Source organism: Pseudarthrobacter sp. TAF60_1 (assembly GCF_052113505.1).
GTDB lineage: Bacteria > Actinomycetota > Actinomycetes > Actinomycetales > Micrococcaceae > Arthrobacter.
In genome coordinates, this window is sequence record NZ_JBFRDI010000001.1 from 206,363 (window position 1) to 229,237 (window position 22,875).

The window sequence follows — 22,875 nt, forward strand, 5'->3', positions numbered from 1 at the left end:
GTGGCCAACTTCGTACGCTTGGCCGGTGGGTACGTCTGCCCATCGCGGCAGGGGCACTGCTTTCCCTAGCCTGTAGGTGAATGCTTCAGCCCAAACCAACTTAATCGGGGGAAAACCTTGGCCGGAATTTATGGCGCCGACGTGGCCCAACTACGCTCACTGGCCAAGGACTTCCAGCGCGCTTCCCAGAGCCTGCAGGGCAACGGGCAGAATCTCACCAAGCTGGTCAATGAGACCCCTGCCTGGACCGGCCAGGACGCGCAGCACTTCCGGCAGGATTGGAACGGCTCGCACAGGCAATCACTTCTCGCCGCAGCGCGCTTACTGGACCAGGGGTCAAAGGTCCTGCTGGCCAATGCTGACCAGCAGGAGACGGCCAGCGGCGGCGGCAATGTCAGCACCTCCCCGGTATCCGGCGGCGCCGGCAGCGGCAATGGATCGCCGGGCGATTCCCTCCTGGACTGGGGGAAGACAGTGCTGGGGCTGGGGCTGAAGATCAAGGATGGCGTTGAAGTCATCCAGGATTGGCAGCATTACCTGTCGAAGAAAAAAATCCTGGACTTTGTCGGGGACCTCAAGAACCTCAAATTGTTCAGCTGGGCTGACGATTTCATGAACTTCAAGGCTGAAGGGGCCATGGCCAAACTTGGCGTGGCCGGTGACATGATCGGCAAATGGGGCCGCTTTGCCGGACCTGCGCTGGCACCACTGTCCATCTTTGGCGGCGTAAGCGACATGATTAACCCGGAGCACGAGGGCTGGCGCGGGGTGGGCGACCGGATAGCCGGCGGACTGGGCGTGGCGGGCGGAGTGGGCAGCCTTGCCCTGGCCGCAGGCCTGCTCACCAACCCGGTAGGAATCGGTATTGTTGTGGGGGCCGGTGTCGTCGCCGGCGGCTGGGCCTTGGGCAACATGATCGCCGACAGCGAATGGGGCAAGGCGGCCGGCCGCTGGATCGGCAACACTGCCAGTGACGCCTGGAAGGGTGCCGCGGATGTTGCCTCTAACGCCTGGGAGGGCACTAAAAACGCCGTGGGCGACGCCGTGGAAGGCGCCAAGAAGATCTTTTCCAACCCTGTATCTAGCCTCGGAGGTCTGTTCGGATGAGCGCAGAAGCCAATACCCCTGCACCGGAGATCACGTTCACCCGGCAGGACGGCGAGGCAGCCCTTGCAGTGCTCGCCTCAGTCAATGATTCGGAGTATTCCCTGCCCACGCTCACCGACGAGGAAATCGTCGCGTTGGATGGCATCAAGCACAAGCAGGCCGTGGCCCTGCCGTGGCTGGACGCTCACCTGGACCAGCTTGAGCTGGCCTGCAATGTGGCGCTGCGGACCCTTCTGAGCAAAGGCCTGGTGTACCCGGTGGCGGTGAACGACGCGGCCGTGCCGAGCCGGCTGGGTGCCATCGAGCCGATTACCGGTGTGATGGCATTACGCCGCCTAAGCCAGCGCGTGGTCATTGCCGAGCTGACGAAGGCCCAGAACGAAAAGGTCTGGCTCTACACCTACATCCACGACGAAACCGCCCTTCAGGAGCTTGTGGACAGCTCAGGCAGCCACGCCTTCAGCGTCTGCCGCACGGCGGACGCGGCCGCCACCATCATGGACCTCGCCAACGCCGCGGGCGTCGAGTCCGCCGACAGTCCTGCCGAGACCCTCACCCAGGCACAGTTCGAGGCCAAGGCAGCCGGGGAGTTCGCCGACGTCCGGGGCGTCACCACCGTGACGGCCATCGGCAGTGGGCAGGACGTTGCCGACCACTACACCCTTTATACGGGCAGCGATGCCCTGTACGGTCTCGAAGCGTCCGAGCAGGACGGCGAAGCCCGGCTCCATGTCGCCCGGGTCAGCAGGACCACGGCCCTGTCCAAGGTGTCCGCCGTCGTGTCCGGGGCAGGTGCCCGACCGTGACGGAATCAGAAGCAGAAAAGTACATTGCCCGCCTGGAGAACGGCGCTCCGGTCCAGATGGCCGGACCGGGAAAGGTGCTGGGAGCGTTTGCCGTTGATGTCCTGGTGCTGGCTGCCGTTGCCGCCGCCGCTTACTTCGTGACCGCCCGCAGTTCCTTCAGCGAATCCGCGCCCGTCCTGGCAGCCCTCGGCGGGTGGATCGGCGGTTCGCTGGTTTATGGGATGTTGTGTTTCGCGGGCCGGACGCTGGGTTGCCTCGCGGCGGGAAGTGCGTTTGTCCGGAATTCCGACGGCGGCTGGCCGGGTCCGTTCCGCATGGCCTGGGTGTGTTTGCAGCAGTATGTGCTGATCGTTATCTGGATCTTCGGCATCATCGCTTCCGGCGGCAGTGGCACGTCAGGCAAGGCCAAGAAGGGCCGGATCTATCACCGGCATATCGATCTCGCCGGCACGAGTAACCTGCGCGTGGGCCAGCCTGGACAATATCAGGGGCGGTAGCACGGCATCGGGGGCAGCGCCCCAGGGCGGAACGCGAACGACGGCGGTCCGGCACCCACGTGCCGGACCGCCGTCGCGCGTTACCGCTCCTTAGTTATGCTGCCGCAGCTTCCGCGGGTCAGGAGCGAAGGCCTGCGAACACGTTCTTGGGCCGCTGCATTTCGCCGTGCTTGGCGCCGAGGACGATGACGGTAGCGGCGAAGGCGGGAATGGCCCACTGCAGCGCCTTGAGCTGCTGCTGCGCCGATTTCAGCTCATCCGAGGCGCCGGACCTGGGCTCGGTAGCGCCCTCGCCGCCCTGGTCCGCAAGCTGGTCAACCTTCTTGCCGAGGATGCCCGCGTACAGGGTCACCGCAGCACCGGCCACTGTCACCGCGGTCTTGATCACCGTGTCCCGTGCAACGCCGTCCTGCTTGGCGATGCGCCCCTTGTTTTCCCAGGCGATGGCGAGGTCTGCCACCAGGTGCGAGGCGAACGCCGCCGTCTGGACGGGTGCCCACTTCATCCAGCCCGCGCTGGAGAGCCGGGTACGTTCGGCCGGATCCTTGGCTTCCGCGGCCGCCCCGTTCAACCCGACAGCACCCATGAGTGAGCCGCCGAACCACGCCGCGGCTGTCAGGTCGTGAACGGCGCGGGCAACAAGATTTCCTGCCATGATGTGTATTCCTCACGTTGAGCTGGTTCCGAAGGCCGCTGGTGCGGTCTTCGCTAATTCCCTGAAGGTCAGGCTGACGCCATGGTAAGCACACTTAGTAATGTTACGGAAGTCCGTCTTCAGCAGCGGGTACGCGTAATATCGTGGCCATGGAAACAGGGACTTTGTTCGGCTGGGCATTCGGCGACCCCGCCCGGGAAAACGACGGCGCCTACATGGCAGGCCTTGAACAGGAAGCCCAAAAAAACGCGACCGAGACCGCGCACGCCAGAGGCGTCACCGTAGTGGCCGGCTCTGAGGTCTTCACCTCATTGAGCGCTCACGACAGCCTGGTGGAGCTCGATCACGCGCCGGGCCAACTGGTAGTCCGGTGCACCGTGCATGTTGAAGGCCCGGGCGCCGGCCAACTGCACGCAGAGGGGCCCATGAACGGCTAAGCCATGGCAAACGGGGATTCCGGCATCAGCGAGGCGGCAGACGCCGTCGAGGAAGCGTCCGACACGAAGGCGCTGGACGTTGCCGCGCGCTCGGGCTTTGCCGTGATGGCCCTGCTCCACATCATTGTTGGTGCCATCGCCATCGCCCTGGCCTTCGGGCACCCCGGCCAGGCGGAAGCCACCGGGGCCATCGAGCAGTTGGCTGACAACCCGTGGGGACCAGCCATCCTGTGGGCCTGCGTGGTATCCTGCACCGGCTTGGCGCTATGGCAGCTGAGCGAAGCCACGGTCCGCGCCCGGCACCTGCCCCGCAAGGAACGGCTCGGAAAGCTGGTCTCCTCCGGCTTTTTGGCCGTTGCCTACGGAAGTGTTGGGCTCAGCTTTGCCGGGTTTGCCGTCGGTTCGCGCGGAGATTCCGGCGACACCACACGCGATTTCAGCACAGCCCTCCTGAACACGCCGTTCGGGCTGCCTCTGCTGGTGGCACTCGGCCTGACCGTCATGGGGGTGGGTGTCTACTTCGTGATTAAAGGGCTCCGGCGCGGGTTCAAGGAAGAGCTCTTCCACTTTGACGGGACGCGCCGCGGCCGGCTCATCGACTCCCTCGGCGTCACCGGGCACGTGGCCAAGGGCATCGCCTTAAACCTCGCCGGGCTGCTCTTCGTCATCGCGGCCGCGAAGCACAGGCCCGACGAATCCACCGGGCTGGACGGGAGCCTGAAGGCGCTCCGGGAGCATCCCTTTGGCCCGTACCTGCTCGTCGCCATCGGGGCCGGTTTCATCTGCTACGGCATCTTCGCGCTGGTCCGCGCCCGGTTCGGGCGGATGTGAACGAGTCTCACCACCGAAAGGAAGGAAAGCTATGTCAACCGTTTCCCGCGTATTTAGCTCCCCGGCCGAGGACGTCTGGAGGGTGATCGCCGATGGGTGGCTGTACTCCGGCTGGGTGGTGGGCGCCTCCAGGATCCGGGACGTTGACGCCCACTGGCCCCAAACCGGCGCAAGGCTGCACCACTCCGTGGGCGCCTGGCCGCTGGTGATTGACGACAGCAGCCGGGTGTCCGCCGTCGAACCCGGCCGTTCGCTGGAACTGGTGGCCCGAGGGTGGCCGATCGGCGAAGCGAAGGTGGTCATCACTCTTGAGGATCTGGGCACACAATGCCGGGTCACCATCGCCGAGGACGCCATCCGCGGACCCGGCAAACTTGTGCCCAAGGCAGTCCGGGACGTGGTGATCGGCGCGCGCAATACGGAGACGCTCAAGCGACTCGAATTGATGGCCGCAGGCGGCGCCGGGCGTTAACCCGCATAAAGCAACGCGAGGTCACTTTTTGTCCAATAAATCCTGTTTATCGGACAAAAAGTGACCCCGCGTTGCTTGAGCTGGTGCGTGCTAGACCGTGGCGGTGACGCCGTCGCGGGAAATATTGACCATGTCCTCGCGCGGGACCACCTTGATGCGCTCACGCTTGACCTCGACGCCGTGCGAGCCGCCGGCCTCAGTGGCTGCCGCCCCCAGGGCGAGTTCGTGGGCGTCCAGCGCCAGCCAGCCTTCCCAGCTGGTGAACTTCACGCCGCGGGCGTCAAGAAGTTCGACGACGGCCTCCGCCTCGGGCACGGCGGCGACGGGCAGGTTCTGGCGGTCTTCCAGCAGGTAGGTCACAGTCTCCAGGGCGTCGCCCTTGGTGTGGCCGATCAGGCCGACAGGGCCGCGCTTGATCCAGCCGGTGGCGTAGATGCCCGGCACGTGGGTTCCGGCGGCATCCAGGACGCGGCCGCCGTCGTTCGGTACTACGCCCTTCTTGTGGTCGAATTCGATCTCCGGCAGGGCCGAACCGAAGTAGCCGATGGCGCGGTAGACGGCCTGCACGGGGTAATCCACGTACTCGCCGGTGCCGCGGGCGTTGCCGGTGCCGTCCAGTTCGGTGCGCTCGAACTTGATGCCGGCCACCTTGCCCGGCGTCTCGGCGTCGTCGTAGATTTCCACCGGGCTGTGCAGGAAGTGCAGGTGCAGGCGGCGGGAGGCGGTCAGCTCGGAGAGGTCTTCGGGCTGCTCGGCGATCCAGTTGGTGAGGGTGCCCACCATGGTTTTGGTCTGGTTGTTGCTCTGGATCTGGCGGTCCGATTCCTCGTCGAACTCGAAGTCTTCGGCGTAGAGGATGATGTCCACGTCCTTGGAGTGGGACAGCTCGCGCAGCTCCAGCGGGGTGAACTTGACCTGGGCGGGGCCGCGGCGGCCGAAGACGTGGACGTCCGTGACCGGCGAGGCCTTCAGGCCGGCGTAGACGTTGTCCGGGATTTCGGTGGTGAGGATGTCGTCAGCGTGTTTGGACAGGACGCGGGCCACGTCCAGGGCCACGTTTCCGTTGCCGATGACGGCGATTTCCTTGGCCTCAAGAGGCCATTCGCGGGAGACGTCCGGGTGGCCGTCGTACCAGGAGACGAAGTCCGCGCCGCCGTAGGAGCCGTCCAGTTCGATGCCCGGGATGTTCAGGTCGGCGTCCTTGATGGCGCCGGTGGCGAAGATGACGGCGTCATAGTGGGTACGGAGGTCCTCGATGGTGAGGTCCGTGCCGTAGTCGACGTTGCCGAAGAAGCGGATGTCGCCGCGGTCCAGGACCTTGTGCAGGGCGTTGACAATGCCCTTGATGCGGGGGTGGTCCGGGGCCACGCCGTAGCGGATCAGGCCGTAGGGGGCCGGGTAGCGGTCAAAGAGGTCGATGCTCACGGTCAGCTCGCCGCTCTTGACGGCTTCGCTCTTGGTGAGGATGTCCGCGGCGTAGACGCCGGCCGGGCCGGAGCCCACGACGGCGACGCGCAGCGGACGCTCGGCAGATCCTACGGAGGTGCTTGATGACACGGCTGTGTTCCTTTTCTTCGGTCCTGGGGGCTAGGTGGTGAGGACTCGGGGCTGGTTCGGGGTGGTGGTGCTGTAGTCCGCTGTCTTGAAGTGCGACGGCGCGAACGGGCTGACGCGGACAACGTCGCCGATCACTATCACGGCAGGATTTGCGACGCCGGCGGCTTCTGCCTGGTCGGCGATGGAACCTAGCGTGCCAATGGTCACCCGCTGATTCGGCAAATAGCCGTTTTCAACAATACCAACGGGGGTGTCCGCCGGGAGACCGGCTTTGCCCAGAGCGGACGCGGAATCGCGGAGCTGGCCCACTCCCATGAGCAACACCACAGTGTGGTCTGCCCGGGCCGGAACCTCGGACAGTTCCTCATGGCCGGTGACCACACTGAAGCCCTTGGCCAGGCCGCGGTGGGTGACGGGGATGCCGGCTGCGGCGGGAACTGAGATGGCCGACGTGACGCCGGAGACTACTTCCACCTCGACGCCGTGCTGCCGGCAGTATTCGGCTTCTTCGCCGCCCCGGCCGAGGACGTACGGGTCGCCGCCCTTGAGCCGGACCACGCGGTGGCCCCGCTGCGCTTCGGACACGAGGATGCGGTTGATCTCGGCCTGCGGCACCGGGTGGTGGCCGGGCGTCTTGCCGACCTCGATGACGCGGACGTCCGGGGCGAGTTCGTTGAGGAGTTCGCGCGGGCCGAGGCGGTCGGCGACCACGACGTCGGCCTGGCCCAGGAGCCGGCGGCCGCGGACTGTGATGAGGCCGGTGTCGCCGGGTCCGCCGCCGACCAGCGCCACGGACCCGCGGTGGGCGCGGCGGCGGCGCAGCGGGAGATCGCCGGTTTCCAGCGCGGTGGCGACGGCGTTACGCAGGGCCATGGCCCGGCGCGGGTCTCCCCCGGCGTTGACTGCAATATGCACGTCATCAACCACGGCGACTGCGGGTGTCCATGCGGCTGAGGCTTCGTGGTCGGATGCGTTGACGCACCAGATGCGCTGCGCTTCGGCGTCGGCCGACACCTGGGTGTCCACGGCGGAATCGCCGGTTGCCGTCTGCACGAACCAGACGCCGTCGACGTCTTGCGGGCGGTACGCGCGCGGCACCCAGGTGAGGAGACCGGCGTCGGCCAGTTCCTGGAGCGCGGCGGAGGCAGCGGGAGCCACGACGGTGACCTGCGCACCGGCGTCGAGCAGTCCTTTGGCGCGGCGGGCAGCGACGGGGCCGCCGCCAACCACCAGCACGGGGCGGCCGAGGAGCCGCAGCGCGGTGGGGTAAATATCCTGAATTGCCATGGATCAACGGTAGGGCCGCGCCGTATGACCACCAATGGCGGCGGAAACACCCGTTCACGTAAGGTAACGCCGCGTCACATTAGCGGGTGGCCCCCGGTACCCCTTGCGAGAGTGCCTGGTTGAGCAGCGCGTTGGCCGACCACCGCATCGACGCAACAGCGGCGTCCCTGCTCAACCCCCCTATGTCCGTCAGCCACACCAGCGCCTCGATGCCTATGGCGCTGCGGATCGCGAGGACGAGCTGATGGATCTCCTGGTCAGTGAACCTTTCCTGAAGAGGGGCGAGCGCCTCCTTGATCCAGCCAATGGCCCGGCCCTGGCGCAACGGCAGGTACCGCTCATCGGCCGGCTCCAGGGAAAGCCGCAACATGGTCCGCTGCTGCGCCTCGGTTTCGATGATCATGCTGGTGAACTCGACCACCACGGCGTCCAGCCGCTCAGCCACACCTTCCGGCGGATCATCCGGCAACATGGACTTCCGTGCTGTCTCGGGGTGGGCGGCCGCCAACAACTCTCTTTGGCCGGGAAAGTACCGGTACGCGGTGCTCCTGGCGACTCCCGCCGCGACCGCGGCCTCATCAACTGTGGGCGTGGCCCCTGCCGCCACGATGCCCCGCGCCGCCGCTACCAACGCGTCCAGGGTGCGCTTCTTCTGCCCTGTCCTTCCAACATCCACATAGGGTCTTGACATATACATCATGGTACCTGAGTCTTGTTATGGGACATCAGTCCCATAAGTCTTCCGGCGACCATCGAGGCGAACACCATGGAGACTAAGAGAACAGCATCACCAATCGTGCGCCAGCCCGGCGAAGGAGCCAGACGCTGGTTCTTCGGCGGAGGGGTGCATACGTGGAAGGCCACCGAGCAGGAAACCGCGGGTGCCTTCCTTCTGTTCGAAGACGAGATGTCCCTCAACAAAGTCACGCCCCTGCACACCCATCCCGAGTCCGATGAAACGCTCTACGTTCTGGCTGGGGAGATCCTTTTCAGCATGGACGGGACCGACTATCGCTTGGCTGCGGGCGGAGTGGCATTGGCCCCACGCGGCGTTCCGCACGCCTTCAAAGTCCTGCAAGAGGGAACGCGCATCTTGTGCCTGCAGACGCCCGGAGTAGCCCAGGCCTTCTACGATGGCGCGAGCGAACCCCTCGGTGCCAGCCCTGACTCTGGCGCTGGCAGCCCCGACGGGGGACACCTGCCGGTGGACTTCGGCAGGATCAGAGAATCAGGCCGTCTGAATGGCGGCATTGACATCATTGGCCCTCCGCCGTTCCCGGAAACCTAAGACTGAGGAACTGCCAGGAACCGGCCCCGCTCGGCGATGAGGCGCTGCAGGTACCGGCGCAGAACCAGGTGCTCCACGAGGCGGCCCACAGGGCCGAACGGCGCGGTGAACTCCACCCGGTCCGTCATGAGGCTGCCCGTCGCTGTGGCTTGGAATTCGTGGACGTGGCGGAAGGCCTTGAACGGACCGCGCACCTGCTCGTCCGTGAAGGAATTGGGGAAGTCCAGTGCCGTGACGCGGCTCGTCATCCGCAGCGGGACGCCGAAATGCCGGGCGCGCCAGGTCACCTCCTGGCCTGCACCGATCAGGCCGGAAGTAACCCCGCCAACCGCACGCTCGCCGGCGCCCTTTTGCGACTCGACGTGCCCATCAACGCTGCGGGCGAGATCGAACAGGCGCTCCCGTGGGAGCGCGGACTCGGTGCGGCACACGAAGCTGACGGTCATGGCGCCAGTCTGCCATTGGAAAACGAACGCGGGGTCAGATCCTGCCAAATGAATGGTGTTTATTGGGCAGGAAGTGACCCCGCGTTGGGGTAAATGTGCGGGTTAGCGGGTGCTGCCGGCGAGGAGGCCGCGGCTGCGGAGGAGGCGCTTCTCGATGGGACCGAACACCAGCAGCTCAATCAGGATGCCGACGGCCAGGATCAGCAGGATAGCTGCCATCACCACGGTCATGTCGGACAGGTCGCGGCCCTGGTTAAGCATCGAGCCCAAGCCGAAGCCGATGGTGCCGCCCACCGCAATGATTTCAGCGGCCATCAGCGAACGCCACGAAAAGGCCCAGCCCTGTTTGAGGCCGCTGAGGTAGCCGGGCAGCGCGGCGGGCAGGATGATCTGCAGCGCCATCTGGAGCCGGTTCGCGCCCAGGACCGTGCCCACGCGGCGGTACTGCGGCGGGATCTGGTCCACGCCGGAGATGAGCCCGTTGATGATGGACGGGATGGCGCCCATGAACACCACGAAGTACACGGTGGCGTCCGTCAGCCCAAACCAGATGATGGCCGCCGGGACCCAGGCCACGGAAGGCAACACCTGCAGGCCCGAAATCAGCGGCCCGAAAGCGCGGCGCAGCGGAGCAACCTGGGCCAGCAGCAGCCCCACCGGGGTGGCAATTGCCACCGAAATCAGGAACCCCACGATGCCGCGTTCCAGCGAAGTCCAAACGGCTTCCTGCAGCTTGCCTTCGCCCCACAGCACGCCTACCTGGCCCAGCACGTCGAGCGGACCCGGGACCTGGTCGCGGCGCTTGAAGCCTAGCGATACATAGAACTGCCAGGCCAGGACCAGGACCACCAAAGCGGCGACGGGCAGGAGCACCCGGCTCCAGTCGATCCGGTGCTTGCGAAGGGAGTCGGACTGGAGGGAGTCCAGCCCGGCCTCGAGCTCGCGCAGATCCTCGGTGCCGGTGGAGGTGCGGGTCAGGGCGGCGTGGATCTTGTGTGTTTCCACTTCGGCTGGGGCGCCGGAAACCGGGGCATCGGCGAGCGGCGTGAGCTTACTTGGCATGGCGGCGAATCTCCTCTCGCAGCCGGGCCGTGATGACCCCGGTCAGCTGTCCGGCGAGGCCGGCGTCGGTTCGATGTTCCTCTGTGACGGCCCATTCCTGGACCACGCGGCCGGGGCGGGAAGACAGCAGCAGGACGCGCTGGCCCAGCCGGACGGCTTCGCGGACGTTGTGCGTGACGAAGACGATGGTGCGCCCGGTTTCCTTCCAGATGCGTTCAAGCTCGTCGTGGAGGAGGTCGCGGGTGATGGCGTCCAGAGCGGCGAACGGTTCGTCCATCAGCAACAGCTGCCGGTCCTGCGACAATGCCCGCGCCAGTGCCACGCGCTGCCGCATGCCGCCGGAAAGTTCGTGCGGGCGCTTGTCCCCCGCCCCGCCGAGGTGCACCAGCTCCAGGAGTTCGTCGGCCTTAACCCGGCGTTCAGCCTTACCCACACCACGCAGCTTGAGGGCGAGTTCGATGTTCTCCCGCGCGGTCAGCCATGGGAAGAGGGCGGCGTCCTGGAACATGAATGCGGCTCCGTCGCTGGGTACTTCCAGGGCGCCCGACGTCGGCACCTCCAGTCCCGCCATGATGTTCAGCAGTGTGGATTTACCGCAGCCGGAGGCCCCGAGGAGGGCGACGAACTCTCCCGCGCCGATGGTGGCGTTGACATCCTCCAGCACGGGGGCGCCGTCGCCGAAGCGTTTGCCCAGCTGTTCCAGTACGACTGGCATGGTCCCGTCCTTCGTTAAGTGGTAATGCGGTGGCGGAAAGAGGTCAGTCCAGGCCGAGACCGGCGGCGGAAATGCGCTGGCCTGTCCCGATGACGCCATTCAGTGCGCGGAGGTCGAACAGGCCCGCGATGTCGGCCTGCTTGGTAGTGCCGGCTTCCACCCCGTCCTTGAGCAGTTTGGGGTAGGTTCCGGCGAGGGGATCCACCGTGAAGATGACGTTCTGCAGGGACCGCGCCAGGACGTCGGCAGGCAGCGCCGCCCCGGCTGATTCCTGCAGGGCGGAGTTGATGACGTCCGCCTTCTCAGCGGCGGGTGCGTTGTTCAGCCAGGCCACGGCCTCGGCGTGGCCGCGCAGGAGGGCCTTGACGGTATCCGGGTGTTCGGCGGCGAACTTCTTGTTCACGATCAGGATGGTGGTGGGGAACTCGCCGGCCTTGCCGGAGAGCGAACCGTCCCACAGGTCCTTTTCATCAACCAGGACCTTCGCTCCGGCCTGTAGCACCAGGCGGGAGGCCCACGGCTCAGGCAACCACGCGCCGTCGAGCTTTCCATCCTGGAACAACTTCAGGGTCTGCGCGTTGTCCGTGGGGTTGATGGCCACATCGCCGCTGCCGTCCACATTGGTTTTGTAGCCCTGCGCGGACAGCCAGGCACGCAACGCCACATCCTGCGTGCCGCCAAGCTGCGGGGACGCCAGGGTCTTTCCGCGGAGGTCCGCGGCAGAGGTGATTTCCGGTTTGACCACCAACTGGGCACCGCCCGCTGCGGCGCCGGCGATGACGCTAACGGACTCCCCGCGGCTCTTGACGAAGGAGTTGATGGCAGGGTTCGGGCCGATGTACGTCGCATCGATGGCACCGGCGTTCAGGGCCTCGATCGCGGCAGGGCCGGCGTTGAAAGTTTCGGTGCTGAGCCTGGTGGTCCCCAGGTTGCGGGCAAGGATTCCCTGCTTCACCCCCACCATGGCAGGAGCGTGCGTCAGGTTTCCGAAGTAGCCCAGCTTCAGCTCTTCGGCCGGTGTCGGCGAAGGCGGGGCGGCTTCCGCGGACGCGTCGCGCGAAATATTGGACGCCACCACGGCACCCAAAGCGATGAGCAAAACGAGTCCGATGGCCAGGGCAGCCTCGACGGCACGCTTGCGCCGGGGTACGGCGCTTTCGCCTGCCACGATGCGGGTCATCCCGGGCTTGGAACTTGTCATTGTTTCACCATAGGGAGTGACATAAACCCATTCAATGAAGCAGAAACGGGGGGTCACGCGGGTTCACGCGGCGTCACATTCCCGCACCACGGGGCAGCACTGTCAGGCCCGGCACCTGCCGCCAGGCTCAGTCCTGCATGCGCTCCAGCCGGTACGTCAGCTTCGCTTCACGTTTGGGGTCATTGCCCAGGGACTTGGTGCGCGCAATGTAGTCCACGCCCCAGGTCTTCAACAGGAAGTCGTCGGCAATCCGGACGTGGCCGGCGGGGAATTTGTAGTCCATCCTCTTGGCCACGGCTGACCAGTCGGCTGCGCCGAAGAGCTCTTCGGCGTCGGCCACGGTTCGCACGCCGTTGGCGGCCAGCAAGTCCCCCAGCCAGTCGTACAGGCGGGCCTGGCTCCGGGGGTGTTCGGACAACAACCGCGCGCGCATGTCCTGAAGGATGTCCCCGGTGAGTTCGGTGGCGGCGGGGTTCGCGGCAAACTCGGCAGTGCTTTCGGCCTGGCGGCGCTTGACAATATCGTTGATTGCCGAGAACTGGGCGTCCGCCAGTTCGATCAGGGTTGACGCCATGGTGAACGCACGGTCCACCTCCGCGTTGGCCTCGGCGAGGCTCTTGTAGCGGATGTCGTGCTCGAAGGCGGCCCAGGCATGCTGCAGCACGGTCCTGATCTGCACTTCGAAACGCTGACCGATAAAAGCCTGGCAGCCCACCGGAATGTTGTCGGCCGGGACTTCGAGGGTGAGGTGCCTTCCGGCGTAGCCGATCTGGCCGTTCCGCCGCTGGGAGCTGGTCTTGTCATCGTCCTCGCGGCACATGAACTGACCTTTGAGTGCTGTGGCAACGTCCGCGATGTCAGGCTCGAGGAACATGATGACCCGGACCCCGATGAGGTCGTCGAGCTGTTCGAGGCCGCGTTCGTACTTGAACCGCCCGTCTGCCGTAAGCCGGTCCAGCTTTCCCTTGACGGAGACGGGGTCCTTCACCCGCGCCTGCACTGTGTGATGGTTCAGGCCATCGTCCCGGAGCCTGGCCCGGATGGCGTGCCCGATCGCATCCGAGGCCATGTTGAGGCGGGGCAACAGTGCCTCGTATTGCTCCAGGGAGTTGGCGACGAGTGACTCATGATCTTCCAACCGATCCCCCTCGGATTCCCGCGTGGCCTGTACCCTGCAGAGTATCCAAGGCAGCAGGATTCAGCCACTGTTCAGGCGTTCAACCTTCAATCACCCTTGACGTTGATCAGCTGCCGGAGTTTGTGACGCACCTTGACCAGGTCGGCGGCGTCGTGCATGACCTGGTCGATGGGTTTGTACGCGGCAGGAATCTCGTCGATGAACGCCTCGGTGGCCCGGAACTCGATGCCCTGCATGGCTGTTTTCAGCTCCGCCAGCGTGAAGGTCTTGCGTGCGGCGGTCCTCGAGTACTCGCGGCCGGCGCCGTGCGGGGAGGAATTGAGCGCTGCCGTATTACCTAGGCCTTCCACCACGTACGACGCCGTCCCCATGGATCCGGGAATCAGTCCGGGATCGCCGTGCTCGGCTTTGATGGCCCCCTTGCGCGACACCCACACCGATTTCCCGTAGTGGGTCTCCTGCCGGGTGAAGTTGTGGTGGCAGTTGATCCGTTCGCGCTCCGTGACGGGACCGCCTGCCCAGCGGCTGAACTGTGTGATGACCCGGTCCATCATTTCCTCGCGGTTCAGCAACGCGAAGCGCTGGGCCCACCGCAACTCCGCGATGTACCGGGTAAACTCCGACGTGCCCTCCTCCAGGTAGGCAAGGTCCGGGTCCGGCAGCCTGGTGCCACGCTTCCGGGTTACCTGCTGCGCGACGCCAATGTGATGCTGCGCGATCTTGTTGCCCACACCGCGGGAACCGGAGTGCAGGAACAGCCAGACTACGTCGGATTCGTCGGCGGAGACCTCGATGAAGTGGTTCCCCGACCCCAGGGAGCCCAGCTGCAGCTCCCACTTCGCCAGGTACTGGGCAGGGTTGAAGCCGGCTTTGGCAGCCAGCTTTTTGAGCTCAGCGATCCGCGGCTCGGCGCTGGCCTTGACCGTCCGGTTGTTGTGGCCGGCGGATAGCGGGATGGCCCGTTCGATGTCTTCGCGCAGCCGTTTCCTGTCCTCGGGTAGGTCCTGCACCGAGTACTGGGTCCGGACGGCGATCATGCCGCAGCCGATGTCCACGCCCACGGCTGCCGGGATGATGGCGTGCAGGGTGGGAATGACCGAGCCCACAGTGGCGCCCTTGCCCAGATGCGCGTCCGGCATCAGGGCCAGGTGCGGGTAGATGAACGGCAGCGTCGATGTGGCAATGGCCTGCGCGCGGGTCTTCTCGTCCAGGATCGACGCCCAGCTGATGAGTTTGGGGCTGATCGTTTCCATGTTCCGCCTCCGCTGACCCCGTCTTAAACCCGAATTCGCCGGAACGCTGCCGGATCGCCGTTTCGGGACGGCGATCCAGCAGGTTACCAGCGAACTCGATGTTCGGAAAGGCTTAGATGGAGTAGCGCTCGTCCTCGTGGTCGCCGGGATGGTCCTTCACCAGGCCGGCCGCCAGCGTGTTGCCGTCCTGCGGGTCAATCACGAGGAAGGCGCCGGTCCGGCGGTGGTGCAGGTAGTTCTCGAGGGGCAGCGGCGCGGCGAGCCGGAGCTGGGCGTGGCCGATGTCGTTCAGTTCCAGGCTGGACGCGCCTTCGAGCTTGAAGGTGGCGAGGTCGAGCTTGCCGCTGACGCTGCGGACCAGCGCCTGGACGGTGCGGGTACCGTGCTTGACCAGTACCTTGGCGCCCTCCCGCAGCGGCTTGGGCGAGAGCCAGCACAGCGCGGCGTAGAGGTCGGCAGAGGATTCGCGGACAGTGCCGGCGGCGGCGATCGTGTCACCGCGGGCGACGTCGAACTCGTCCGCCAGCCGGATTGCCACGGACTGCGGCGCGAACGCTTCCTCCAACGACTCACCGGCAAAATCGAGGCCAATCACGGTAGTGGTGCGCGGATCCTGGCCCGGCGTCAGCACCGAAACCTTGTCCCCCACCTTCACGGACCCCTCGGTGATCTGGCCGGCGTACGCACGGTAGTCACGGTAGGCCTCAACATCCAGGCCCCCGGCCACGGCGTCGGGAGCCAGCGCGCCCTGCGGCCGGATGACCAGCTGCACCGGGAAACGGAAGCTCTCCAGCTGGGTATCGATCTCGTCCGCGGCGGGGAGGGTCTCGAGGACCTCCAGCAGGGCCGGGCCGTCGTACCAGGGGGTGCGCTCGGAACGGTCCACCACGTTGTCGCCGTCGAGGGCGGACACCGGGATCACCAGCAGGTCGTCGATGTGGTCAGCGGTGCCCAGCTCAGCGGAGCCGATGCCCAGTTCGCGGGCCACCTTCTGGACGTCGGCCTGGATTTCGCGGAAGACGGACTCGCTGAAGTCCACAAGGTCGATCTTGTTGACGGCCACAATCACGTGCGCCACGCGAAGCAGCTGCAGCACGGACAGGTGCCGCCGGGTCTGCTCGAGCACACCCTTGCGGGCGTCAATGAGTACGACGACGGCATCCGCCGTGGACGCGCCGGTCACCGTGTTTTTGGTGTACTGAACGTGTCCGGGGCAGTCGGCCAGGATGAAGCTGCGGCGGTCCGTGGCGAAGTACCGGTAGGCGACGTCGATGGTGATGCCCTGCTCCCGCTCGGCGCGCAGGCCGTCGGTCAGCAGTGCGAGGTCGATCCCGCCCTTTTCGCCGCCAAAGCCGCGGTCGGACGAGGTGCGGGCAACGGCGTCGAGCGTGTCAGCGAGGATCGCCTTTGAGTCGTGCAGGAGGCGACCCACCAAAGTGGACTTCCCGTCGTCGACCGATCCTGCAGTGGCGAAGCGGAAAAGCGTCGTGGGCAGGGCTGTTTCCAAGTCTGCCGGGAGAACTGCTGCGGTGGTCATTTAGAAGTACCCATCCTTCTTGCGGTCTTCCATGGCTGCCTCGGAGATGCGGTCATCTGCACGGGTGGCGCCACGTTCGGTGATGGTGGAGGCGGCAACTTCGATCACGACGTCGCCCACGGTGGCTGCATCCGATTCGACGGCACCGGTGCAGGACATGTCCCCCACAGTGCGGTAGCGGACGGTCTTGGTGATGACTTCCTCGTGCGGCAGCGGCTGGGAGACCTCGCCGACTGCGCGCCACATGCCGTCACGGGCGAACACTTCGCGGTCGTGTGCGTAGTACAGGCCAGGCAGCTCGATGTTCTCGCGTTCGATGTAGCGCCAGATGTCCAGCTCGGTCCAGTTGCTGATGGGGAACGCGCGGACGTGCTGGCCCACGGTGTGGCGGCCGTTGTAGAGGTTCCACAGCTCGGGGCGCTGGTTGCGCGGGTCCCACTGGCCGAATTCGTCACGCAGGCTCAGGATGCGCTCCTTGGCGCGGGCCTTGTCCTCGTCGCGGCGGCCGCCGCCGAAGACGGCGTCGAACTTGTTCTGCTGGATGGCGTCCAGCAGGGGGACGGTCTGCAGCGGGTTGCGGGTGCCGTCGGCGCGCTCAGCCAGTTCGCCGCGGTCGATGAACTCCTGGACGGATCCGACCACGAGCTTCAGTCCCAGCCGCTCGACGGTTCGGTCGCGGAAGTCGATGACCTCGGGGAAGTTGTGGCCGGTGTCCACGTGGAGCACGGGGAACGGAACCTTGCCGGGCCAGAACGCCTTAGTGGCCAGGTGCAGCATCACCACGGAGTCCTTGCCGCCGGAGAACAGCAGCGCAGGCTTTTCGAACTCGGCCACGACTTCGCGGATGATGTGGATCGCTTCGGATTCGAGGGCGTCCAGGCTGGAGAGGCGCGTTGAGACGGCAGCTTCAGTCACCTGGGTGGTCTCCTCAGTCAGGAAAGTACTCATACGTGTAGTCCGCATTCTGTCTTGTCGGAACCTGCCCAGCGGCCGGCGCGGGGGTCATCGCCGGGCGCTACCTTGCGGGTGCAGGGCTGGCAGCCAATGGAGGGGTAACCCTGGGAAAGCAGCGGGTTGACGGGCAGGAGGTTGTCGTCGGAGTACTGGACCAGCTGGTCGAACGTCCACGCGGCCACCGGGTTGACCTTGACCAGTCCGTTCTTTTCATCCCATGTCACCAGCGGGGTGTTGGTACGGGTTGGGGCTTCGTCGCGGCGGACGCCGGTGAACCAGAGTTCGTAGCCGGCCAGGGTGCGCTGGAGCGGGGCAACCTTGCGGAGGGCGCAGCACTGGGCGGCGTCGCGGGCAAAGAGGTCCTTGCCCAGAAGCCGGTCCTGCTGCTCCACCGTGTTCTCGGGGAGCACGTCCACCACGTTGACGCGGAGGTTCGCGGCCACCTCGTCGCGCGTCGCGTAGGTTTCCGGGAAGTGGTAGCCGGTCTCCAGGAAGAGGACATCGACGCCGGGCAGCTGGTCCGCGACCAGCGCCGGGAGGACGGCGTCGGCCATGGAGCAGGCGACGGCGACCGCGGGCAGGTCGAAGTTCCGCTCCACCCAGGCGATCACGTCGCGGGCGGGGGCGTCCCAGCCGAGCTCGGCGGCGCCGGCTTCGGCGAGGGCCTTGAGTTCGTCCTTGGGGCGGATGGCCGGTACGGGCGCTGCGTGCTTACTCACTGCAGGGCCTCCTCGTCTGCTGCATGGGCCCACTCGGCGAAGGTCTGGCCTTCGGCGCGCTGGGCAACAAAGGTGCGCACCACGCGCTCCACATAGTCGGGCAGGTCCTCGACGTACACCTTGAGGCCGCGGACGGTGCGTCCCAGCCCGGCCTCTTCGCGGTCGGAGGAAGCCAGCCCGCCACCGAGGTGAACCTGGAATCCCGGGGAGGGATCGCCGTCGGGCGTTGGCAGCATCATGCCCTTGAGGCCGATGTCCGCGGTCTGGATGCGGGCGCAGGAGTTGGGGCAGCCGTTGATGTGGAGGGACAGTGCGTGCGGCAGTTCGCCGGAGGTTGCGAGGTCAGCCAGGCGGCGTTCCAGGTCGGCGACGGCGGTGGCGGCGGTGACCTTGGTTTCCACGATGGCCAGCTTGCAGTATTCGATGCCGGTGCAGGCGATGGTGCCGCGGCGGAACACGGACGGGCGGGCGGACAGGCCCAGGGCGTCCAGCTCGGCCACCAGCGGCTCAACCTGGTCCTTCACAACGTCCAGCACCACGAGCTTCTGGTGCGGGGTGGTGCGCAGGCGGTAGGACCCGGCGGCCTCGAGCGTGTCTGCGAGCTTGACCAGCTGCGAGCCGGAGAGCCGGCCGGCCAGCGGGGTGGCGCCGATGAAGAACTTGCCGTCCTTCTGTTCGTGCACGCCGATGTGGTCGCCCGGGGTGGTGGGCTTGGGCGCGGCGGGACCGTCGGCGAGCTTGTAGCCCAGGTATTCGTCCTCGAGGATCTGGCGGAACTTCTCCGGGCCCCAGTCGGCCAGCAGGAACTTCAGGCGGGCCTTGGTGCGCATGCGGCGGTAACCGTAGTCCCGGAAAATGCTGGTGACGCCGAGCCACACGTCGGCGGCCTCTTCGGGCCGGACAAAGGCGCCGAGGCGCTTGGCCAGCATGGGGTTGGTGGACAGCGCGCCGCCTACCCACAGGTCATAGCCGACGCCCAGCTCGGGGTGGACCATGCCCACCAGGCCGAAGTCGTTGATCTCGTGGACCACGTCCTGGCTGGGGTGGCCGGTGATGGCGGTCTTGTATTTGCGTGGCAGGTTGGACAGCAGCGGGTTGCCGATGAACCGCTCCCCCAGCTCGGCAATCAGCGGCGTGGGGTCGATGATTTCGTCCTTGGCGATGCCGGCCACCGGCGAGCCCAGGATGACGCGGGGAACGTCGCCGCAGGCCTCGGTGGTGGACAGGCCAACACCCTCGAGCCGGTTCCAGATCTCGGGGATGTCCTCCACGCGGATCCAGTGCAGCTGGATGTTCTGGCGGTCGGTGAGGTCGGCCGAGTCCCGGGCGAAGTCCACGGAAATCTGGCCGATGACGCGCAGCTGCTCGGTGGTGAGCGCGCCGCCGTCGATCCTCACCCGGAGCATAAAGTACTTGTCTTCGAGCTCGTGCGGTTCGAGGGTTGCGGTCTTGCCGCCGTCGATCCCGGGCTTGCGCTGGGTGTACAGGCCCCACCAGCGGAAACGGCCGTGCAGGTCCTGGCTGGGGATCGCGTCGAAGCCGTCCCGGGCGTAGATGGTCTCGATACGCTCGCGGACGTTGAGGCCGTCGTCTTCCTGCTTCCAGGTTTCGTTGGCGTTCAGCGGGGTTTTGCCGTCCACTTTCCACTGCCCGTGCGGCTTTGCAGCGGGGCGGGTGGAGGTGCGTGCGGGGCGCTTGGCGGCAGCGGGGGCCGCGGACGCTCCGGCTAGAGCTGTATCAGTCATGCATCGACTGTAGGGTGCCCCGAATTGCGTCACAAAGGGTCGGGAAACGCTGAGTCACCTAGGGAAACATTTCGTCACGAACCGCCGTGGAGCCTTGAAGAACCGGGTCTCCTGTGATTTGCCGCCCGGAATTTTTGTCGGGGTTCCGGGGGCTACTGACCGCGTGCGACGGCGGCGTCCAACCTTTCCAGCGCAATCTCGGCGAGCACTTCCGACGGCAGCAGTGGTTCAGTCACAAGATCCGCGCCCGCCTTGGCCAGCTGGTCGTGGAAGAAGCCGGGCGCGAGGAGGTACGAGGCAATCACCACGCGTCCGCCGAGGTCAACGCCGCCCGCGGACTCCCCCGCCCCGGCACCTCCTTTAGCTTCCTCACGAAGCATGGCGACGGCGTCGGGCACTGACGGCTTGGCTGAGGCACCGTAGGCGGCCTCGATCCGGTTTCCCCGCAATTCCCGGAGCTGGTCCGCGAGTTCTTCCACACTGACCGCGGCGTTGGGGTTGGAGGACCCTGCTGCGGCGAGGACAATCGAGTCGCGGTCCGTGACGCCGGCCTCGCGGAGACGCTGGTCCAGCAGAGCGGCCAGCCGGGGATCCGGTCCGAGCGGCGCGGCGGCCAGCGTCCCCGGCCGGCTCTTGACGGCCCGCGCGATGTCCACCTTCACGTGGTAACCGACGCTGAGCAACAAGGGTACGACGACGGCCCCGGCACCTTCGGGGAGCCCGGCCACCACGTCCACTAGGTCCGGCTGCTGGACGTCCACGTAGGCTTCCCGCACGTCAAGGCCCGGCCGGAGGGCGGCGATCGCGGCGCGCAGGGCGTTGACCTCCGCGGCTCCTTGCGGGCTCGAGGTCCCGTGGGCACAGGCGACCATGATGGGTGTGTTCATAGCCGCTAGCGTAACGTTGGAGCCGCACTGTCCGCCCATTCACAACCCGGGACCGCCGTATGACATTCGCCTTTGACGCCGCCCCCGTGTGGCTGGACCTGCTGGGCGTCTTCTTCTTCGCAGTCTCCGGCTCGCTCCTGGCGGCGCGGAAAAACATCGACATTGTGGGTTCGCTGCTCCTAGCTTCCCTCGTGGGCCTGGGTGGCGGAATCATCCGGGACCTCATCCTCGCTGGCGGGCCGCCTGCGGCATTCGTTAACCCGGCATACTTGTTTCCTCCCGTGCTGGCCACGGTCCTGGTGTACTCGCTCTACACAAGCGTCGAGCGGTACACGTCCCTGCTGATCCTGTTCGATGCCGGCGGGCTCGCACTGTTCTGCATGACCGGCACCGTCAAGGCCCTCGATGCCGGCATGAATCCGGTGGCCGGGGCGTTGCTGGGCGTGATGACCGCGGTGGGCGGCGGCCTGCTGCGCGATGTCACGGCCAATGAAGTTCCGGAGCTCTTCAATCCCAAGGACATCTACGCCTTGCCCGCGTTTCTAGGGGCGGCGCTGACCGCCGTGCTGTGGGTTGCCGGGGCCTTTAACGTCCTCACTGCCGCGGCCATTGCTGCGGTGGTGTTCACGTTCCGGGTCCTGGCGTGGCGCCGTTCCTGGCAGGCCCCGCTGGCGGTCCACGGTTGGCACCGGCGTGCGGAAGGCGAAGCTGGTTCCGGGGACGGTGCCGGCTCCGGCGTGGGCGATGCCGGCTCCGGCGGCGGAGGGGGCGGCGGCAATTCGGGCCGCGGCGATTAGCTAGGATTGGGAGCATGACTGACATGTTCCTCGAGAAGTTCCGCGCGCTTGTTCCGAAGTATCTCGAGGATGAATGGCAGGAAGAGGATGGCCTGTCCGTGGAGGAACTGGAGGCGGCCCTCGCAGAACACCAGTTCCAGGTTCCGCTGGTCCTGCGCGAGTTCTACCAGGCCGTTGGCGGCTGCGAGGACCTCATGGAGGCCTACCACTACTTCTGGGACCCCGAAGAGCTGGAAGTTGATGACGAAGGCTTCCTGATGTTCCTCGAGGATGAAGAGGAACAGTTCACGTGGGGCTTCCGCGTGGGCGATCTCAGCGTCCCGGACCCCATTGTGTACCGGCGCAACAACGCCCGCGCCCAGTGGAAGAGCGAGGAAGGCACCTTCTCCGAGTTCGTCTTCGACATGTTCGAGTGGGCCTTCAACGACGAAGAGGACTAGCAGCCGCTGGGATTCCCCAGCTTTGGCTGGCTGCACCGGCGTGTCGGCTCTGATGGCGGGTATGTCGCAGTGGTTGGCCGGCAAAGCCGGGGAATTTCAGCGCACCACACGGCCGCGAAGCACCTGCCAGACTTCAGCCAGCATCTTCTGCGGGTTGTAGACCACCTGCGCGTAGCCGTAACGAAGCACAGCGTAGCCATCCAGGGTGCTGGCGTTGTTCCGCAGGCGGTCCTTCTTGACCTGCTTGGGCTCCAAGTGGGTTGCGCCGTCGAGCTCCACGATGAGGAAGCCCTCCAGCAGGAAGTCCACAATTCCAATCCCGGGCAGGTCCACCTGGGTCTGGACGTGTATGCCTTCGCGTTGGAAGAGAACGCGGGCCACAATCTCGATTGGTGAATCGGCCGTTCCGTCCACCAGGTCCAGGACCCGGCGGGCCGTGCCGTTCCTGTTGCCCGGCAAGTGGCCGCGGAGATAATCCAACGTGGTCCTCCCCTGCCGCAAGGCACTTTCCACCATGATGGCCGCCTCCACCGCCGGCATACACCGCAGGCCGTGGAGAAGCACGTCCGTCAGGCCGGCGACGGGCCATGGAGCATCGTGCGGCACCACAGATTCGCGATGCACCACCACGTCCTTGGCTGCGCCGTGCCGGCACAGCAGGTGAAGGGCAGGGGGCTCGTGCAGCCGCCACAGCCGGTGGTGGACGCTGGCGGAGGCGCAGCTGAGGAGCCCGTTGGCGAGCACCGCGGCCACCATGTCAGGATTGGCCCCCGGCAGCGCCACCACACCATGCCGGAGCCGTGTCATCCGGCCGGCCTGAATTGCCACACGGATACTCCTGTCGGTGTAGCCAGCCCGGCGCAGGGTGGCTGTCCTGGCGACAGAACCGGCGTACTTGAGATAAGAATTGACATCCATGCTCCCAGCAGAGCCCGACCAGGCACCCTGCCGGCAGTGCCAACTTGGCTTATGTGCACAACCTCACCCGCTGAATCTCCCCGGGATTGCGGGGCCGGCCCGGCGCGGCGCCCCGACGCGCCGGGC

25 protein-coding genes are annotated in these 22,875 nt (G+C 66.2%); 9 read left to right on the plus strand and 16 right to left on the minus strand.

Going from position 1 to position 22,875, the window contains the following annotated elements; genetic code table 11:
- Positions 1-141: 141 nt before the first annotated feature.
- Genes AB4Y73_RS01025 through AB4Y73_RS01035 form a run of 3 tightly spaced genes read left to right on the plus strand, consistent with a single transcriptional unit; the run spans position 142 to position 2,410 of the window.
- The gene (locus AB4Y73_RS01025; protein WP_441867453.1) at positions 142-1,107 is read left to right on the plus strand and encodes a WXG100 family type VII secretion target; all 966 of its coding nucleotides are present in this window, start codon (positions 142-144) and stop codon (positions 1,105-1,107) included.
- On the plus strand, positions 1,104-1,913 hold the full coding sequence (locus tag AB4Y73_RS01030) for a hypothetical protein (protein ID WP_441867456.1): 810 nt from the start codon (positions 1,104-1,106) through the stop codon (positions 1,911-1,913). Before AB4Y73_RS01025 ends, AB4Y73_RS01030 begins: the two co-directional genes overlap by 4 nt.
- Positions 1,910-2,410: a hypothetical protein gene (locus tag AB4Y73_RS01035; RefSeq protein WP_441867459.1), complete on the plus strand. Its 501-nt coding sequence runs from the start codon at positions 1,910-1,912 to the stop codon at positions 2,408-2,410. Before AB4Y73_RS01030 ends, AB4Y73_RS01035 begins: the two co-directional genes overlap by 4 nt.
- A 118-nt stretch (positions 2,411-2,528) precedes the next feature.
- Here the strand turns inward: AB4Y73_RS01035 and AB4Y73_RS01040 are convergent, their stop codons facing one another.
- On the minus strand, positions 2,529-3,065 hold the full coding sequence (locus tag AB4Y73_RS01040) for a hypothetical protein (RefSeq protein ID WP_441867462.1): 537 nt from the start codon (positions 3,063-3,065) through the stop codon (positions 2,529-2,531).
- Positions 3,066-3,214: 149 nt separating this feature from the next.
- Between AB4Y73_RS01040 and AB4Y73_RS01045 the strand changes: the two genes are divergently transcribed.
- The 3 genes from AB4Y73_RS01045 to AB4Y73_RS01055 are packed head-to-tail and all read left to right on the plus strand — an operon-like array spanning position 3,215 to position 4,805.
- Positions 3,215-3,502, plus strand: a complete 288-nt coding sequence (locus AB4Y73_RS01045; protein ID WP_441867465.1) for a hypothetical protein — start codon at positions 3,215-3,217, stop codon at positions 3,500-3,502.
- 3 nt (positions 3,503-3,505) lie between these two features.
- Entirely contained in the window at positions 3,506-4,333 is an 828-nt protein-coding gene (locus AB4Y73_RS01050; RefSeq protein ID WP_441867468.1) for a DUF1206 domain-containing protein, read from the plus strand.
- Positions 4,334-4,364: 31 nt separating this feature from the next.
- Entirely contained in the window at positions 4,365-4,805 is a 441-nt protein-coding gene (locus AB4Y73_RS01055; RefSeq protein ID WP_441867471.1) for an SRPBCC family protein, read from the plus strand.
- 90 nt (positions 4,806-4,895) lie between these two features.
- On the opposite strand, the gene AB4Y73_RS01060 is transcribed toward AB4Y73_RS01055, so the two are convergent.
- From AB4Y73_RS01060 to AB4Y73_RS01070, 3 genes are all read right to left on the minus strand, one after another.
- Positions 4,896-6,362 (minus strand): FAD-dependent oxidoreductase, encoded by a 1,467-nt coding sequence (locus AB4Y73_RS01060; protein ID WP_441867474.1) that lies wholly within the window; start codon positions 6,360-6,362, stop codon positions 4,896-4,898.
- Between the two features lie 30 nt (positions 6,363-6,392).
- Positions 6,393-7,649 (minus strand): uroporphyrinogen-III C-methyltransferase, encoded by a 1,257-nt coding sequence (gene cobA / locus AB4Y73_RS01065; RefSeq protein ID WP_441867477.1) that lies wholly within the window; start codon positions 7,647-7,649, stop codon positions 6,393-6,395.
- A 79-nt stretch (positions 7,650-7,728) separates the two neighbouring features.
- Complete coding sequence (locus AB4Y73_RS01070) at positions 7,729-8,340, minus strand: TetR/AcrR family transcriptional regulator (RefSeq protein WP_441867480.1); 612 nt, start codon at positions 8,338-8,340, stop codon at positions 7,729-7,731.
- A gap of 75 nt (positions 8,341-8,415) precedes the next feature.
- Between AB4Y73_RS01070 and AB4Y73_RS01075 the strand changes: the two genes are divergently transcribed.
- Positions 8,416-8,937, plus strand: coding sequence for a cupin domain-containing protein (locus AB4Y73_RS01075; protein ID WP_441867483.1), 522 nt, complete (start codon positions 8,416-8,418; stop codon positions 8,935-8,937).
- Here the strand turns inward: AB4Y73_RS01075 and AB4Y73_RS01080 are convergent.
- The 11 genes from AB4Y73_RS01080 to AB4Y73_RS01130 form a co-directional block, all read right to left on the minus strand.
- Positions 8,934-9,383, minus strand: a complete 450-nt coding sequence (locus tag AB4Y73_RS01080) for an SRPBCC family protein (RefSeq protein ID WP_441867486.1) — start codon at positions 9,381-9,383, stop codon at positions 8,934-8,936. The genes AB4Y73_RS01075 and AB4Y73_RS01080 overlap by 4 nt on opposite strands.
- Before the next feature lie 102 nt (positions 9,384-9,485).
- The gene (locus tag AB4Y73_RS01085; RefSeq protein WP_441867489.1) at positions 9,486-10,445 is read right to left on the minus strand and encodes an ABC transporter permease; all 960 of its coding nucleotides are present in this window, start codon (positions 10,443-10,445) and stop codon (positions 9,486-9,488) included.
- Positions 10,435-11,160, minus strand: a complete 726-nt coding sequence (locus AB4Y73_RS01090) for an ABC transporter ATP-binding protein (RefSeq protein WP_441867492.1) — start codon at positions 11,158-11,160, stop codon at positions 10,435-10,437. Before AB4Y73_RS01090 ends, AB4Y73_RS01085 begins: the two co-directional genes overlap by 11 nt.
- 43 nt (positions 11,161-11,203) lie before the next feature.
- Positions 11,204-12,340, minus strand: a complete 1,137-nt coding sequence (locus tag AB4Y73_RS01095; RefSeq protein ID WP_441867940.1) for an ABC transporter substrate-binding protein — start codon at positions 12,338-12,340, stop codon at positions 11,204-11,206.
- A gap of 148 nt (positions 12,341-12,488) precedes the next feature.
- Positions 12,489-13,499 carry a GTP pyrophosphokinase gene (locus tag AB4Y73_RS01100; protein ID WP_441867495.1) on the minus strand — a complete coding sequence of 337 codons (1,011 nt, stop codon included), beginning with the start codon at positions 13,497-13,499 and terminating at the stop codon, positions 12,489-12,491.
- Between the two features lie 86 nt (positions 13,500-13,585).
- Positions 13,586-14,752 (minus strand): RtcB family protein, encoded by a 1,167-nt coding sequence (locus tag AB4Y73_RS01105; protein WP_441867498.1) that lies wholly within the window; start codon positions 14,750-14,752, stop codon positions 13,586-13,588.
- 112 nt (positions 14,753-14,864) lie between these two features.
- Positions 14,865-16,289, minus strand: a complete 1,425-nt coding sequence (locus AB4Y73_RS01110; protein WP_441867500.1) for a sulfate adenylyltransferase subunit 1 — start codon at positions 16,287-16,289, stop codon at positions 14,865-14,867.
- Positions 16,290-17,237, minus strand: coding sequence for a sulfate adenylyltransferase subunit CysD (gene cysD, locus AB4Y73_RS01115; protein WP_441867502.1), 948 nt, complete (start codon positions 17,235-17,237; stop codon positions 16,290-16,292).
- Positions 17,234-17,962 (minus strand): phosphoadenylyl-sulfate reductase, encoded by a 729-nt coding sequence (locus AB4Y73_RS01120; RefSeq protein ID WP_441867504.1) that lies wholly within the window; start codon positions 17,960-17,962, stop codon positions 17,234-17,236. The genes cysD and AB4Y73_RS01120 overlap by 4 nt, the downstream gene beginning before the upstream one ends.
- A complete protein-coding gene (locus AB4Y73_RS01125; protein WP_441867506.1) occupies positions 17,959-19,707 on the minus strand; it encodes a nitrite/sulfite reductase in 1,749 nt (582 codons plus the stop codon). Before AB4Y73_RS01125 ends, AB4Y73_RS01120 begins: the two co-directional genes overlap by 4 nt.
- A gap of 152 nt (positions 19,708-19,859) precedes the next feature.
- Positions 19,860-20,594: a sirohydrochlorin chelatase gene (locus AB4Y73_RS01130; protein ID WP_441867508.1), complete on the minus strand. Its 735-nt coding sequence runs from the start codon at positions 20,592-20,594 to the stop codon at positions 19,860-19,862.
- Between the two features lie 59 nt (positions 20,595-20,653).
- Between AB4Y73_RS01130 and AB4Y73_RS01135 the strand changes: the two genes are divergently transcribed.
- The gene (locus AB4Y73_RS01135) at positions 20,654-21,391 is read left to right on the plus strand and encodes a trimeric intracellular cation channel family protein (RefSeq protein ID WP_441867510.1); all 738 of its coding nucleotides are present in this window, start codon (positions 20,654-20,656) and stop codon (positions 21,389-21,391) included.
- A gap of 14 nt (positions 21,392-21,405) precedes the next feature.
- Positions 21,406-21,831, plus strand: coding sequence for a hypothetical protein (locus tag AB4Y73_RS01140; RefSeq protein WP_441867512.1), 426 nt, complete (start codon positions 21,406-21,408; stop codon positions 21,829-21,831).
- A gap of 96 nt (positions 21,832-21,927) precedes the next feature.
- Here the strand turns inward: AB4Y73_RS01140 and AB4Y73_RS01145 are convergent, their stop codons facing one another.
- Complete coding sequence (locus tag AB4Y73_RS01145; RefSeq protein ID WP_441867514.1) at positions 21,928-22,749, minus strand: DUF559 domain-containing protein; 822 nt, start codon at positions 22,747-22,749, stop codon at positions 21,928-21,930.
- Between the last annotated feature and the right edge of the window lie 126 nt (positions 22,750-22,875).